This window comes from Streptomyces sp. NPDC088387 (assembly GCF_044753385.1).
GTDB lineage: Bacteria > Actinomycetota > Actinomycetes > Streptomycetales > Streptomycetaceae > Streptomyces.
Genome location: NZ_JBIVNC010000020.1, coordinates 84,200 through 97,314, shown reverse-complemented (window position 1 = coordinate 97,314; position 13,115 = coordinate 84,200). Strand labels below are relative to the sequence as shown.

The window sequence follows — 13,115 nt, the reverse complement described above, 5'->3', positions numbered from 1 at the left end:
GCCGGAACGGTCCCGCACACGTTCAGACAGTCCCGTCCGCCCGCAGCCCCTCGATGTCGGCGGCGCCGTAGCCGAGTTCGGCGAGGATCCGGTCGGTGTGCTCGCCCACCGCCGGCACACCGCCCATGCGCGGAGTGGTGCCGGCCAGGTCGACCGGCGGCAGCAGCGCGGGGACCTGTGTGCCGCCGGGCAGTGATATGTCACGCCAGCGGTCGCGGGCGTCGAGCACCGGGTGTGCCAGGAAGTCGGCCACGTCGTTGACACCGGAGTTGGCGATGCCCGCCGCGTCGAGCAGTTTCGTCGCCTCGGCGCTCTCCAACTCCCCGAAGCGGTCGGCGACCACGGCGTTGAGTTCGGCGCGGTGCGCGACCCGGTCCGGGCCGGTGGCGAACAGTGGGTCGTCCGCCAGCTCCGGCCGCAGCAGGAACCGCTCGCACAGGGCCACCCACTCGCGCTCGTTCTGGATGGAGAACAGCACGTCCTTGCCGTCGGCCGCGGTGTAGGCGCCGTAGGGGGCGATGGTGGCGTGCTGGGTGCCGAGCCGTGGCGGCTGGGTGCCGCCGAACCGGGTGTAGTAGGCGGGCTGCCCCATCCACTCGGCGAGTGCCTCGAACAACGACACCTCCACGGCCCGTACGACCCCCGTGGTGGCCCGCGTGAACAGGGCCGTGAGAACGCCCGAGTAGGCGTACATCCCGGCGGCGATGTCGGCGACGGAGATACCCACGCGGGCCGCTCCCTGCTCGGTGCCGGTGAGGGACACCAGGCCCGTCTGGCACTGCATGAGCAGGTCGTACGCCTTGCGGTCGGCCCAGGGTCCGGTGGAGCCGTAGCCGGTGACCGCGCACGGGATCAGGGTCGGGAAGCGGTCGGCGAGGGCGTCGGCGCCCAGTCCCAGCCGGGCGGCGGCTCCGGGGGCCAGGTTCTGCACGAACACGTCGGCGCCCGCGAGGAGTTGCTCCAGGACCACGCGTCCCCGGTCCGTCTTCAGGTCGAGCGTGACCGATTCCTTCGAGCGGTTGAGCCAGACGAAGTAGCTGGACTCGCCGTGCACGGTCGTGTCGTACCGGCGGGCGAAGTCTCCGTCCCCCGGACGCTCCACCTTGATCACCCGGGCGCCGAGGTCGGCGAGCTGGCGGGTGGCGAAGGGTGCGGCGACCGCCTGCTCGACGCTGACGACGGTGATGCCGGAGAGAGGCAGGTCGGCCGCGGGGTCGGTCATACGGGGGCCTCCAGGGGTGAGGGTGCGCCTGCCCGGGTGGGGGCGCGGGTCCGGGGTGAGGGTGCGTGTCCGAGGTGGGGGTGTGTGTCCGAGGTGGGGGTGCGGGTCCGACGTGGGATGCGTGTCCGGGGTGGGATGCGCGTACCCCCATCCTGTGCCCCTCAGCGGCGGATCCTGAAGAGGGGGTGCAGACCCGGTCACCCGGGAGTCATCGCACCGATCGCACCGGTTCCACGGATCCCGTGGGGCGACTCGTCCGGGACCACCGGAACAGGACGACCGAGCACACCGCCGCGACCGCGCACCAGGTGGAGATGAACTCCAGGCGCCACACCGTCCAGCAGATCAGCGCGCCTGCGGCGGCCAGCGCCCCGAGCAGCACCAGCCCCCGGTCCCCGGAGAGCAGCAGCGCGCCGACGGTGGCCAGGAGGTAGCCGGCGACCAGCAGCCCGGCGTGGGACAGGGAGACGCTGTAGCCCACGGTGTGGCCGCGGATCTCGGCGCTGACCGGGGTGGTGACCAGGGCGTACGCCAGCGCGGCCGAGGTCGTCACTCCGGCGGCGAGCGGAACGGCCAGTCTGCTCCGTGCGGGTGATGGCGCCGCGAGGAGGACACCCACCGGGACCCAGAGCGGCAGCAGCGGCAGGGCGATGACGGCCCACGCGAGGGTGGCGGGACCGGTCCCGCCGTCGCCGGCCCAGACCGCCGCCTCGATCATCTGGTGCGCTCCCAGCAGCAGCGGCAGCGCCGCCAGCGGAAGGTCGCGGCGACGGCGGGTTCGCGCCACACAGGCGACGCCTACGGCGGCCACACCGGCACCGGCGACGAGGTCGGCCTCCGCGCTCCAGCACATCGCTCCACCCAGGGGTCGGCGGACGGGACTCCATCGTCGCTGCGCACAGCACGGCCTGCACTAATCTTGCGCGCATGACACGACGACTAGCCGAGGTAGCCAGGAAGGTCGGGGTCAGTGAGGCCACGGTCAGCCGGGTGTTGAACGGCAAGCCGGGGGTCTCCGAGGGCACCAGGCAGTCGGTGCTCTCCGCCCTCGACGTACTCGGCTACGAGCGGCCCACGCAGCTGCGCGGTGAACGGGCCCGACTGGTGGGCCTGGTCCTGCCCGAGCTCCAGAACCCGATCTTCCCGGCGCTCGCCGAGGTGATCGGCGGATCGCTCGCCCAGCAGGGGCTGACTCCGGTGCTGTGCACCCAGACCAAGGGCGGTGTCTCCGAGGCGGAGTACGTGGAACTGCTGCTCCAGCAACAGGTGTCCGGCGTGGTGTTCGCCGGTGGACTGTTCGCGCAGGCGGACGCCCCGCACGACCACTACCGGCTGCTCGCCGACCGGATGATCCCGGTCGTCCTCGTCAACGCCGCCATAGACGACCTCGAGTTCCCCTGCGTCGCGTGCGACGACGCCGTCGCGGTGGACCAGGCGTGGCGCCATCTGGCCTCGCTCGGACATGAGCGGATCGGGCTCGTCCTCGGCCCGTTGGACCACATACCTTCACGACGCAAGCTCGCCGCGGCCGAGGCGGCGGCGCGCAGGACGGGGCGGGAGCTGCCCGCCGAACATGTCGAGCGGGCCATGTTCTCCCTGGAAGGCGGCCAGGCCGCCACGTCCCGGCTGCTCGACCGGGGGGTCACCGGGATCATCTGCGCGAGCGACCCGCTGGCGCTGGGGGCGGTGCGTGCGGCCCGCAGGCGCGGGCTGACGGTCCCCGGCGACGTCTCCGTCGTCGGCTACGACGACTCGGCGTTCATGAGCTGCACCGAGCCGCCGCTCACCACGGTCCGCCAGCCCATCGAGGCCATGGGCCGGGCGGCGGTCGAACTGCTCACCACGCAGATCATGGGCGGGGACGTGCCACCGGGCGAGCTGCTCTTCGAACCGGAGCTTGTCGTACGGGGGTCCACGGGGCTCGCGGCCGGCTGAGCGCCCGCGTCGGTGACATGGGCGGGCCTCCCGGCACCCGCCGGTTGGCGGGCACCTTCCGCCGTACGGCGGCCAGGGGTGCGGGTCCCGTGCGCCGACGATGGGGGCAGGAACCGATCCCGGCGCGAGGAGAGAGTCATGACGCTGGTCCCGCCCCCGTTCGACCCGGAGCTGTCCGCGGCGCTGGAGCTGGTCAAGGAGCTGATGCCGACGACGTTCACGCTGGACACGGTGCGTGCCTACCGGGACGGGTCGCTCGGGGCCCCGCTGGAGAAGACGGATCCGACGGCCGGCGGAACGTTCGAGGCGGAGAACCGGCTCGTGCCGGGGGCCGAGGGGGCGCCCGGGGTCGAGCTGCTGATCTGCCGTCCGGTCGCGCCCGCCACGGCAGGTCCGCTGCCGGTGCTGTATCACGTCCACGGTGGCGGGATGGTGGTCGGCGACAACCGGACCGGCGTCGACGCGGTCCTGAACTGGGCGGCGGAGCTGGACGCGGTCGTGGTGTCCGTGGAGTACCGGCTGGCGCCGGAGCACCCGTACCCGGCCGCCATGGACGACGTGCTCGCCGGTGTGCTGTGGACCGCGGAGCACGCCGAGGAGATCGGCGGCGATCCCGAGCGGATCGTCCTGGCGGGGGCCAGCGCGGGCGGCGGTCTGACGGCCGGGCTCGCCCTGCTGCTCAGGGACCGCAACGGTGTGCAGCCGCTGGGCCAGGTGCTGCTGTGCCCGATGCTCGACGACCGCAACGACACCCCGTCCGCCCACCAGATGGCGGGGCTCGGCGTCTGGGACCAGGCATCGAACGAGGTCGGCTGGACGGCACTGCTCGGCGACCGCCGCGGCGGCCCCGACGTGTCGCCGTACGCGGCGCCGGCGCGGGCCGAGGACCTCTCCGGTCTGCCGCCGGCCTTCCTCGACGTCGGCTCCGCCGAGACCTTCCGCGACGAGGTCGTCACCTACGCCTCCCGGATCTGGCAGGCCGGCGGTGTCGCCGAACTCCATGTCTGGCCGGGCGGCTTCCACGGCTTCGACGCCCTCGCCCCGCAGGCCGCCCTCTCCCAGGCGGCACGGGCGGCGCACGTGGCGTGGCTGCGCAGGTTGCTCGGTCGGTGACGGGAGGCGGGCGGCCGGCTGTCCCTCCTCCGGCTGCGGCGATCTGCGCCCCCGTGCCCCCGATCCCGCCCCCGAGGCGCACCATGGACCTATGAAAGAGCTGGTCGGTCGTCTGAGCGCGTTGGATCCCGATGCCGGGGCCGCCGTGCAGGTCATCGCGTACTTCGACCGGCTCGTCGAGTCCCGTGCCGGTCTGGAGGCGCTGGTGCGCGCGGCCGCCGTGCTGTCCGGTGTGCCCGCACGGCTGGTGGACGCCGACCGGCGGGTGCATGTCCGGGTCGAGGCGGACGGGCGGCGCCGGGACACGGAGCTGCCGCCCGAGCCGGGCTGGCCGTCCGCCGCGCTGACGCCGGGCGGCGCTCCCGCGCTGTGGCTGGAGCGCCCCGAGGCGGCGCCCAGTGTGGTCGACGCGGTGATTCTGGAGCGCGGCGCGGGGGCCGTACGGCAGGTTCTCGACCGGACCCGGGGCCGGGTCCCGGTGGACGATCCCGCGCTGGTGGAGACCGTGCTGGACGCCACGGCGCCCGAGCAGGCGCGGCTGCACGCGGCACGTCGGATGGGCCTGGACCCCGCGGGCAGCTACCGCGTCCTGGCGACCGCCACCGGCGAGCCCCTGGTCCTCGCCGCGCATCCCGATTCCACGCGTCCCGAGTCCGCGCATCCCGATTCCACGCTGCCCGTCGGCCGGCTCGGGGTCGGCACCGCGGTGGCCGTGCCGGAACTGCCCAGCTCCTGGGCCGCCGCCCGGACCGCCCTGCGGCTGACCGCCGACGGCACGGCACACGACCCGGGTCCGAGGGTTGTGCACGCCGACGCCCTCGGCGACATCGAACTGCTGGCCGCGCTCGTCTCGCCGGGTGCCGAACTCCCGGCCGACGTACGGGCCGTGGAGTCCGCGGCGGCGGATGCGCCCTGGCTGCTGGCCACGCTGGAGGCGGTCGCCTCGACGGCGAGTCTGCGGGCGGCGGCGGCCGAGATCAGTGTCCACCACTCCACGCTCCAGGACCGGTTGACCCACGCGGAGTCCCTGCTGGGCTGGCCGGTACGCACACCGACGGGCCGGTTCCGCCTTCAACTCGCCCTGACTCTGCGGCGGTTGGCCAGGGCGTGACAGCGTGATCCACCCACTCCGAGCCGGTGGCAGGGACCAGGACGGGGTGCATCGACACCACGACGTCCCCGTGTGACGTGGGTCACGTCAGGTTGCTGACAGCTTACTGACCGGAAGATGTCAGTCCGCTCGGCTTCGCTACGGGTGGCGAGGTCCGCGACCGCCGCACCGACGGTCCCAGGGTCTCGCCCGCCCAGTGCCCGCGTCACCGAGGAGCCGCCATGACCGACGCCCTGTCCCGTCCGTTCGGCGACCCGGTGCCGCGATGAGGAGCGTGGTGGTCGTCGGCGCATCGGCGGCGGGCCTCGCGGCGGTCGAGACCCTGCGCCGGGAGGGCTACGACGGCACCCTGACCCTCGTCGGCGACGAACCGCACGTCCCGTACGACCGTCCCCCGCTCTCCAAGCAGTTCCTCTCCGGCGAGTGGTCCGCCGAGCGGCTGCCGCTGCGCGCGCACGCCGACCTCGGCGCCCTCGGGCTCGATCTCCGGCTCGGCACCCCGGCCACCGCACTGGACACGGCGGAACGCACGGTCCGGCTGGCCGACGGGACCGTGCTGCCGTACGACGGGCTGGTCGTCGCCACCGGGGTGCGGCCCCGGCGACTGCCCGGCGGCGGGGGCGCGCATGTGCTGCGGACCCTGGACGACGCCGTCGCGCTGCGCGGGCGGCTGACGGCGGGCTGCCGGCTGGTCGTGGTGGGGGCCGGGTTCCTGGGCGCGGAGGCCGCCGCCGTGGCCCGGCGGCTGGGCGCCCGGGTGACCCTCCTCGAACCCGCGCCCGTCCCGCTGGCGCACGCGGTCGGCACGGACGTGGGGCGGGTGCTGACCGAGGCGCACCGGGAGAACGGTGTGGAGCTGCGCTGCGGGGTCACGGTGTCCGAGGTGACGCCGGACGGTGTACGCCTCGCGGACGGCGAGCTGGTCGGGGCCGACGAGATCCTGGTCGCCGTCGGCTCGCTGCCCAACACGGAGTGGCTGGCGGACAGCGGGCTGACGGTGGCCGACGGGGTGGTCTGCGACCAGTACTGCGCCGCCGCGCCGGGTGTGTACGCGGCCGGTGACGTCGCCCGCTGGCACCACCCACTGTTCGGGGTGTCGATGCGGATCGAGCACCGTACGAACGCCGCCGAGCAGGGCATGGCCGCGGCCCGCAACCTGCTGGCCGACGGACCGGGCAGGCCGTTCGCGCCGGTGCCGTACTTCTGGTCGGACCAGTACGACATGAAGGTGCAGGCGTACGGGTATCTGCGCGGTCACGACGAAGTGACCGTCGTGGACGGGGACTTGGCCGAGCGCCGGTTCGTGGCCGCCTACCGCGCGGGCGAGCGGCTGGTGGGAGTGCTGGCGGTCGGGATGCCGCCGAAGACACTGCGGGCCTGGCGGCAGTCGGTGGCGGCGGGCGCGCGCTGGCGGGACGCGGTGGCCGGGGGCGAGGTCGTGCACGCGGGTCCGTGAGAAGCCGGGGCGTGGTCTCCCGGCCGCGTACCCACGGAGCCCCGGTGCGGCCGTGGCTCAGGCGCTGACGATGCCGACGACCAGGTTGATCGCGGTGGCGAGGATGCTGGTGCCGAAGACGTACGACAGCAGTGTGTGGCGCAGGACGACCGCGCGGACCCGGGAGCTGGTGACGTTGGTGTCGGAGACCTGGTAGGTCATGCCGAGGTTGTAGCTGAAGTAGAAGAAGTCCCGGTACGCGGGCGGCTCGTCCGAGTTGAAGTCGATGCCGCCCGCGGCCTCGTAGTACATGTAGGCATAGCGGGCGGCGTACATCAGGTGCAGGACCGCCCAGGCCAGGAAGGCGCCGCACAGTGCGGTCGCGGCGGCCGCGTGGTCGGTGCCGGAGTCGCCACGGACCAGCAGCAGGACGATGGCGAACAGCCCGCACAACGCCACGGCGACCACGATGAGTTCCTCGGCAACGGGCCGGAAGTCCTCGCGCCGGGCGTTGCGGTGGGTGGCGTCGGCGTCCATCGGCCACAGCACCGCCCAACCCGCGACGACGAAGAACAACTCGGTCGCGGCGATCCCGGCGAGCAGGCCGAGCGCCCCGTCGGTCGGCAGCCCGACGGCGAACCCGACGGCGGTGCCGAGCACCACGGCGCCGGCGAGCCGGGGTACGGCGTTCAGGGGCATCGAGAGCCTCATGCGTCACGACGGTAGCCGTGTCCTGGCGGGTGGGCCCGCCGGGGGCCGGTCAGGTCCCGGCCTCGCCGGGCCCCTCATCGGCTGAGGCGGCTGAAGCGGCTGAAGTGGCCGAAGGGTCTGGGTGGGCCGGGTGAGCCGAGTGGGCCGCCGCCCAGGCCGTCTCGGTGAGTCCGAGGAGGCGGTCCCGCTCGCCTGCCGGCGGCAGCGGCCCGTGGTCCGCCGTCACGACGAGTGCCGAGGCCGCGGTGATGTGGCCGAGCCGCAGGGCCCGCTCGACGGAGCCGCCCTGTTTCAGGCCCGCCAGGAATCCGGCGGCGAACGCGTCACCGGCGCCGACGGGTTCGACCACCGTCGTCCGCAACGCGGGTACCGTGCAGGCGCGTTGCTCCAGCAGGGCCGTGGCGGCCGTGCCGCCGTCCTTGACCACGACGATACGGGGACGCGGCAGCAGCTCCCGCACCTGCGCGGGCGTCAGGGACGCGCCCCACAGCCCCTGCGCCTCGTCCAGCCCCACGAAGACGATGTCCGCCCGGTCCGCCAACTCCCGCAGTACGGAAGGTGCTTCGCCGCTCGACCACAGGGACGGGCGGTGGTTGACGTCGAAGCTGACGGGCTGGGCGCGGTCGGCGGACGGGACGGCGAGGGCCGCGGTGACGAGGTCGCGGGCCGTGGACGACAGGGCCGGGGTGATGCCCGTCAGGTGCAGCAGCGCGGCCGACCGTACGGCCTCGCTCTTCAGGTCTTCGGGGCCCAGCGCGGAGGCGGCCGAGCCCTGCCGGTAGTACAAGACGCGGGTGCCATCGGGGCCGGGGTCCTTCACCAGGAGGCCGGTCGGGCGGTCGGGGTCGGTGCGTACGGGGGAGACGTCGACCCCGGCGGCGGCGACCGCGGTGCGGATGCGCAGGCCCAGCGGGTCGTCGCCGAGGGCGGACAGCCAGGTGGCCGGGACGCCGTGGTCCGCGAGATACATGGCGACGTTCGACTCCGCGCCCGCGACCGACAGCCGCAGCCGGGTGGCGTCGCCGAGCGGTTCGGGCGGCTCCGGGGCGAGAGCGGCCATGGTCTCGCCGATGCAGACGACCGGGCCGGGGGCGAGGGGGAACGCGGCCGTCATGACGCCGCTTCCGCGAGCCCGCCCGGCCGGTACGGGGGCGTCGGGGTGCCGGGGACGTCGACGCGGGTGGTGAACACGGCGCCGTCGTCGGGGCCGGGGGCGGTGAGTCCGATGCGGGCCGAGGTGATGTGGAGGACGTCGGAGCGCAGGCAGACGCCGGCCGGCTGGGTGGCGGGGAGCCGCACAACGCGGTCGGGGGTGCCGTCGGGCAGGAAGCGGCGCACGGTTCCGGTGCCCCACACGGCGACCCACAGCGCGCCCTCGACGTCGGTGACCATGCCGTCCGGGCTGCCGTCGGCCACCGTCACGAACGGCTCCGGGGCGCCCATCCCGCCCGTCACCGGGTCGAGGGCGTACCGGCGGATGACGCCGCGGGCGCTGTCGGCCAGGTACATCACCGTCCCGTCGGCGGTGAACGCGGGCCCGTTGGGAACGGTGATGCCGTCCAGGACACGGACCACGGTGCCGTCGTGGTCGACGCGGTAGAGCGATCCGGCGCCCTCGTCGGCGTCCATCGCCATGCTGCCGGCCCAGAAACGGCCGGAGGGGTCGGCGACGGCGTCGTTCATCCGCATGGTCAGGGCGGCGCGGTCCTCGGGCCGGGCAAGCCACCGCACGGCGGTCTCCTCGGGGCGGGCCGGAGGCTCGGCCGCCGCGTTCCCGGAGCGCATCGCGGACTCGTCCCGCCCGGATATCAGGCAGATCCCCGTCCCCGCCGCCGCGATCCACGTCCCGGCGCGGCCCGCCACGGGGGTCACCGCGCCCAGCGGCTCGGTCAGTCGGGCCAGTTGCCGCAGCGGTCCGCCGCTGTCGTCCGGGGCGGCGAACAGGCGGCCGGTGAGGATGTCCACCAGGACCACACCTTCGCCGGTCCAGCGGATTCCCTCGCCCAGTTCGAGGCGGTCGGGGGCGACGATCTGCGCGGCCGTGGTCATACGGCCACCTCCGCCGCCACGGCACGGAACGCGCGGGCCCGGGCGCGCAGGGCCGCCTCGTCACCGCCGTCGGCCGCGTCGCCGATCAGCGGCGAGCCGATGCCGACGGCCAGTGCTCCGGCCGTGAGGTAGGCGCGGGTGGCGGCGATGTCGACACCGCCCACCGGTACGAACGGCAGCTCGGGGAACGGGCCGCGCATCGCCTTGAGGTAGGCCGGCCCGCCCGCCTGTGCCGCCGGGAAGATCTTCAGGGCGTCGACGCCGAGCGCCTTCGCCGCGATGATGTCGGTCGGTGTGAACACACCCGCGAGCACCGGCATGCCCAGCGCCTGGGCCTCGGTGACGCCCTCCCCGAGACCGGGGGTGACGGCGAAGGCGGCGCCCGCGCGGTGTGCGGCTCGGGCGTCCTCGGCGGTGAGGACCGTGCCCGCGCCCAGCCGGCTGCCGGAGCCGAGGCTCTGGTGGGCGCGGGCGATGACCGTGAGGGCGTCCGCGCTGGTCAGGGAGACCTCGATGAGGTCGATGCCCTCGTCGGCGAGGATCAGTACAGTGCGTAGAGCGGCGTCCGGGTCGGTGCCGCGCACGATCGCGACGAGTCGGTGGTCCGCCAGTGCGGTTTGCAGGTCCACGCGGAGTACTCCTTGGTGCGGGTCGGGCCGGTCGGACGGGTCGGACGGGTCGGACGACGGTTCGGGGCGGCGGGCCGGTCAGGTTCAGGGGCAGCGGCAGTCGGCCGTAATGACCAGACGCCACCGCACCTCACCCGACCCGGGTACCGACGCGGCGTCCCCCGCTCCGGCCTCGGCGAGGTCGAAGACCCTGCCCAGCATGGGTTCCACGCCGGTGCTGCGGTACGGCGCCCCGGCCGGGAACCCGCCGAGGTTGCGCCACAGGGCGGTGGACGCCGGCTGGCCGTCGGCCTGGAGCTCGAACGCCAGCCGGTCGGCACCGTCGTGCACACAGCACACCGGGCTCTCGGCCACGGCTCCGACCGCGGTGCCGTCGTCCGGGCCGAACCGTTGGAGGTCGATGCCGTGCGGGGCCGGCCACTCCCCCGCGATCCAGGGCGCGCCGGCCGGCCACTCGTCCTCGATCAGCCCGGCCGCCTCCGGGAACAGGCGGGTCGGGGTGCCCGGCCGGATCCGTACCGTCGCCTCCGTGCCGAGGGCGAGCAGGGCGTGGGCCGCCCAGACGAAACGGAAGCCCGGGTCGGCGGTGAGGGTGTAGTCGGCGTGGGCCCCGTCGACCGTGCGGGACAGGGTGCGGGTCAGGGTGTAGCGCTCGCCGTGGACGGTCTCGCCGTGTCCGTCGCCGTCCACGGTCCACGGGCGGCTCCAGGCGTCGCCGTGGTCCGGTGTGCCGCGGACGGTGGGGACGCACTCCTCCAGGCCGCCCGCGTCGACGAACGCGTCCCCGGGAGCGACCCGTTGGCGTTCGGGTGCGTCCCGGTGCCACAGCCACTCCCGGTCACCGGCGCGCAGGGACGTCCAACGGCCTCCGTGCGCCGGGTCGGTGACGATGTCGACGTGGCGGGCACGGTGTCCGGCCGCGGGTTCGATGGGGGCCGGTCGCGCAGTTCCCCGCGCCCCTTGGGTGTCGGCTGCGCCGCCTTCGGACCTGAAGGGCCGTCGCATGGTCACCACTCCGCGAAGGAGCCGTCCGGGTGGCGCCAGACGGGGTTGCGCCAGGCGTGTCCGGTGCGGTCGGCCGCGCGTACGGCGGCCTCGTCGACCTCGACGCCCAGGCCGGGGGCATCGCCGCGGGGTGCGTGTCCGGCGACGAAGTTGAAGGGCTCCGGGTCGACGACGTAGGACAGCAGGTCGGCGTCCTTGTTGTAGTGGATGCCGCGGCTCTGTTCCTGGATCAGGAAGTTCGGTGTGGCGAAGGCGATCTGGAGGCTGGCCGCGAGCGCGATGGGGCCGAGCGGGCAGTGCGGGGCGAGCAGGGCGCCGTAGGTCTCGGCGAGTGAGGCGATGCGGTGCACCTCGGAGATACCGCCGGCGTGGGACAGGTCGGGCTGTGCGACGGCGACGCCGGCCGTGAGGACGGGCAGGAACTCGCTGCGGGAGTACAGCCGTTCGCCGGTCGCGAGCGGCACCGGGCTCGCGGTGACCAGGTCGGGAAGCAGGTGACCCTGTTCGGGGACGACGGGTTCCTCGACGAACAGCGGGTGCAGGGGCGCCAGTTCACCGAGGAGACGGCGGGCGCTGGCGGCGGTGAAGCGGCCGTGGAAGTCCACGGCGACGTCACGGTCGGGGCCGAGGACCTCGCGGGCGGCGGCGACCCGGGCCACGACCTCGGCGGTCTGGCGGGCGGTGGCCACGGGTGAGGTGGCGCCGGCCGCGTTCATCTTGACCGCGGTGAAGCCGGCCTCGACCTGGGCGGTGACCTGGTCGGTGAGTTCGGCCGGTTCGTCGCCGCCGACCCAGGCGTAGACACGGACCCGGTCGCGGACGGGGCCGCCCAGGAGGGCGTGCACGGGGGCGCCGTAGGTCTTGCCCGCGATGTCCCACAGGGCCTGGTCGAGGCCGGCGACGGCGCTGGCGAGGACGGGTCCGCCGCGGTAGAAGCCGCCCTTGGTGAGGACCTGCCAGTGGTCCTGGATGCGCAGCGGGTCCTGCCCGATCAGGTACTCGGAGAGGACGTCCACGGCGGCGCGGACGACTTCGGCGCGTCCTTCGACGACGGGTTCGCCCCAGCCGACGACGCCGTCGTCGGTCTCGATCCGGCAGAACAGCCAGCGCGGCGGGACCAGGAAGGTTTCGATGCGGGTGATCTTCACTTGCCGCCGGTGCCTTTCGTTTCGTCGGTGGCGCCGGCCGGGTCCAGGTCGCGTCCGGCCTGGTCGAGGTCGCGTCCGGCCTGGTCGAGCAGGGCGCGCATGGCGGCCTCCGCGGCCGCGGGGTCGCCGGCCCTGACCGCGTCGAGGACGGCGCGGTGGGCGGGCACGGGGTCCTCGCTGTGCGGGGAGCTGTGCACGATGCGGTCGCGGTGGGCGAGCCCCGACTCGATCACCATCTCCATCCGTTCGAGGAGTTCGTTGTGGGTGGCGGCGAGCAGGGCGCGGTGGAAGGCGAGGTCGGCCTCGACGGCGTGCGCGGGGCCGGCGTCCTCCTCCCCCATCGCGTCGAGGGCGGCGTCGAGGGCGGTGAGGTCGTCGTCGGTGCGCCGCGCGGCGGCCAGCCGTACGGCGGCGGGCTCGATGATGGCGCGCACCTCGCCGAGGTTCTGGAGCAGCGCGTTGTCCTCGTCGGCGGTGCGGCTGCCCTCGAACTGCCAGCGCAGCACGTCGGCGTCGAGCAGGTTCCAGTCGGCTCTGGCCCGCACGAACGTGCCGCGTTTCTGGCGTGCGTCGACCATGCCCTTGGCGGCGAGCACCTTGAGGGACTCGCGCAGGGCGGTCAGGCTGACGTCCAACTCGCTCTGAAGCGCCACCAGATCGAGGGTGGCCCCCTCCTTGATGGCACCGCTGAGGATGCGGCGGGCGAGGGCCTCCACGGTCTGACCGTGTACGCCGCGGCGGGCGTAGGGCGTCATGT

13 protein-coding genes are annotated in these 13,115 nt (G+C 74.2%); 4 read left to right on the top strand and 9 right to left on the bottom strand.

Going from position 1 to position 13,115, the window contains the following annotated elements:
• Positions 1-22: 22 nt before the first annotated feature.
• The gene (locus tag ACIQAC_RS36980) at positions 23-1,222 is read right to left on the bottom strand and encodes a CaiB/BaiF CoA transferase family protein (RefSeq protein WP_402199253.1); all 1,200 of its coding nucleotides are present in this window, start codon (positions 1,220-1,222) and stop codon (positions 23-25) included.
• Positions 1,223-1,430: 208 nt separating this feature from the next.
• Positions 1,431-2,075, bottom strand: a complete 645-nt coding sequence (locus ACIQAC_RS36975; protein ID WP_402199252.1) for a DUF6629 family protein — start codon at positions 2,073-2,075, stop codon at positions 1,431-1,433.
• 74 nt (positions 2,076-2,149) lie between these two features.
• Here ACIQAC_RS36975 and ACIQAC_RS36970 point away from each other — a divergent pair, with 74 nt between their 5' ends.
• From ACIQAC_RS36970 to ACIQAC_RS36955, 4 genes are all read left to right on the top strand, one after another.
• Positions 2,150-3,157: a LacI family DNA-binding transcriptional regulator gene (locus ACIQAC_RS36970; RefSeq protein WP_402199250.1), complete on the top strand. Its 1,008-nt coding sequence runs from the start codon at positions 2,150-2,152 to the stop codon at positions 3,155-3,157.
• Between the two features lie 138 nt (positions 3,158-3,295).
• Entirely contained in the window at positions 3,296-4,270 is a 975-nt protein-coding gene (locus tag ACIQAC_RS36965; protein ID WP_402199249.1) for an alpha/beta hydrolase, read from the top strand.
• Between the two features lie 91 nt (positions 4,271-4,361).
• Positions 4,362-5,381, top strand: a complete 1,020-nt coding sequence (locus ACIQAC_RS36960; RefSeq protein WP_402199246.1) for a helix-turn-helix domain-containing protein — start codon at positions 4,362-4,364, stop codon at positions 5,379-5,381.
• Positions 5,382-5,646: 265 nt separating this feature from the next.
• Positions 5,647-6,837 carry an NAD(P)/FAD-dependent oxidoreductase gene (locus tag ACIQAC_RS36955; RefSeq protein ID WP_402199244.1) on the top strand — a complete coding sequence of 397 codons (1,191 nt, stop codon included), beginning with the start codon at positions 5,647-5,649 and terminating at the stop codon, positions 6,835-6,837.
• A 57-nt stretch (positions 6,838-6,894) separates the two neighbouring features.
• Here ACIQAC_RS36955 and ACIQAC_RS36950 read toward each other — a convergent pair whose 3' ends face one another.
• From ACIQAC_RS36950 to ACIQAC_RS36920, 7 genes are all read right to left on the bottom strand, one after another.
• Entirely contained in the window at positions 6,895-7,527 is a 633-nt protein-coding gene (locus ACIQAC_RS36950) for a DUF1345 domain-containing protein (protein WP_402199243.1), read from the bottom strand.
• Between the two features lie 49 nt (positions 7,528-7,576).
• A complete protein-coding gene (locus ACIQAC_RS36945) occupies positions 7,577-8,641 on the bottom strand; it encodes a sugar kinase (RefSeq protein WP_402199241.1) in 1,065 nt (354 codons plus the stop codon).
• Positions 8,638-9,576, bottom strand: a complete 939-nt coding sequence (locus tag ACIQAC_RS36940) for an SMP-30/gluconolactonase/LRE family protein (protein WP_402199239.1) — start codon at positions 9,574-9,576, stop codon at positions 8,638-8,640. Before ACIQAC_RS36940 ends, ACIQAC_RS36945 begins: the two co-directional genes overlap by 4 nt.
• On the bottom strand, positions 9,573-10,205 hold the full coding sequence (locus tag ACIQAC_RS36935) for a bifunctional 4-hydroxy-2-oxoglutarate aldolase/2-dehydro-3-deoxy-phosphogluconate aldolase (RefSeq protein ID WP_402199236.1): 633 nt from the start codon (positions 10,203-10,205) through the stop codon (positions 9,573-9,575). Before ACIQAC_RS36935 ends, ACIQAC_RS36940 begins: the two co-directional genes overlap by 4 nt.
• Positions 10,206-10,289: 84 nt before the next feature.
• On the bottom strand, positions 10,290-11,210 hold the full coding sequence (locus ACIQAC_RS36930) for a hypothetical protein (RefSeq protein ID WP_402199235.1): 921 nt from the start codon (positions 11,208-11,210) through the stop codon (positions 10,290-10,292).
• A 2-nt stretch (positions 11,211-11,212) separates the two neighbouring features.
• Entirely contained in the window at positions 11,213-12,358 is a 1,146-nt protein-coding gene (dgoD, locus tag ACIQAC_RS36925) for a galactonate dehydratase (RefSeq protein ID WP_402199232.1), read from the bottom strand.
• Complete coding sequence (locus tag ACIQAC_RS36920) at positions 12,355-13,113, bottom strand: FadR/GntR family transcriptional regulator (protein ID WP_402199231.1); 759 nt, start codon at positions 13,111-13,113, stop codon at positions 12,355-12,357. Before ACIQAC_RS36920 ends, dgoD begins: the two co-directional genes overlap by 4 nt.
• Positions 13,114-13,115 lie beyond the last annotated feature (2 nt).

Coding starts and splice junctions, on each gene's coding strand:
- ACIQAC_RS36980 (WP_402199253.1), bottom strand. CDS start 1,222: ATGACCGACCCCGCGGCCGACCTGCCTCTCTCCGGCATCACCGTCGTC.
- ACIQAC_RS36975 (WP_402199252.1), bottom strand. CDS start 2,075: ATGTGCTGGAGCGCGGAGGCCGACCTCGTCGCCGGTGCCGGTGTGGCC.
- ACIQAC_RS36970 (WP_402199250.1), top strand. CDS start 2,150: ATGACACGACGACTAGCCGAGGTAGCCAGGAAGGTCGGGGTCAGTGAG.
- ACIQAC_RS36965 (WP_402199249.1), top strand. CDS start 3,296: ATGACGCTGGTCCCGCCCCCGTTCGACCCGGAGCTGTCCGCGGCGCTG.
- ACIQAC_RS36960 (WP_402199246.1), top strand. CDS start 4,362: ATGAAAGAGCTGGTCGGTCGTCTGAGCGCGTTGGATCCCGATGCCGGG.
- ACIQAC_RS36955 (WP_402199244.1), top strand. CDS start 5,647: ATGAGGAGCGTGGTGGTCGTCGGCGCATCGGCGGCGGGCCTCGCGGCG.
- ACIQAC_RS36950 (WP_402199243.1), bottom strand. CDS start 7,527: ATGAGGCTCTCGATGCCCCTGAACGCCGTACCCCGGCTCGCCGGCGCC.
- ACIQAC_RS36945 (WP_402199241.1), bottom strand. CDS start 8,641: ATGACGGCCGCGTTCCCCCTCGCCCCCGGCCCGGTCGTCTGCATCGGC.
- ACIQAC_RS36940 (WP_402199239.1), bottom strand. CDS start 9,576: ATGACCACGGCCGCGCAGATCGTCGCCCCCGACCGCCTCGAACTGGGC.
- ACIQAC_RS36930 (WP_402199235.1), bottom strand. CDS start 11,210: ATGCGACGGCCCTTCAGGTCCGAAGGCGGCGCAGCCGACACCCAAGGG.
- ACIQAC_RS36920 (WP_402199231.1), bottom strand. CDS start 13,113: ATGACGCCCTACGCCCGCCGCGGCGTACACGGTCAGACCGTGGAGGCC.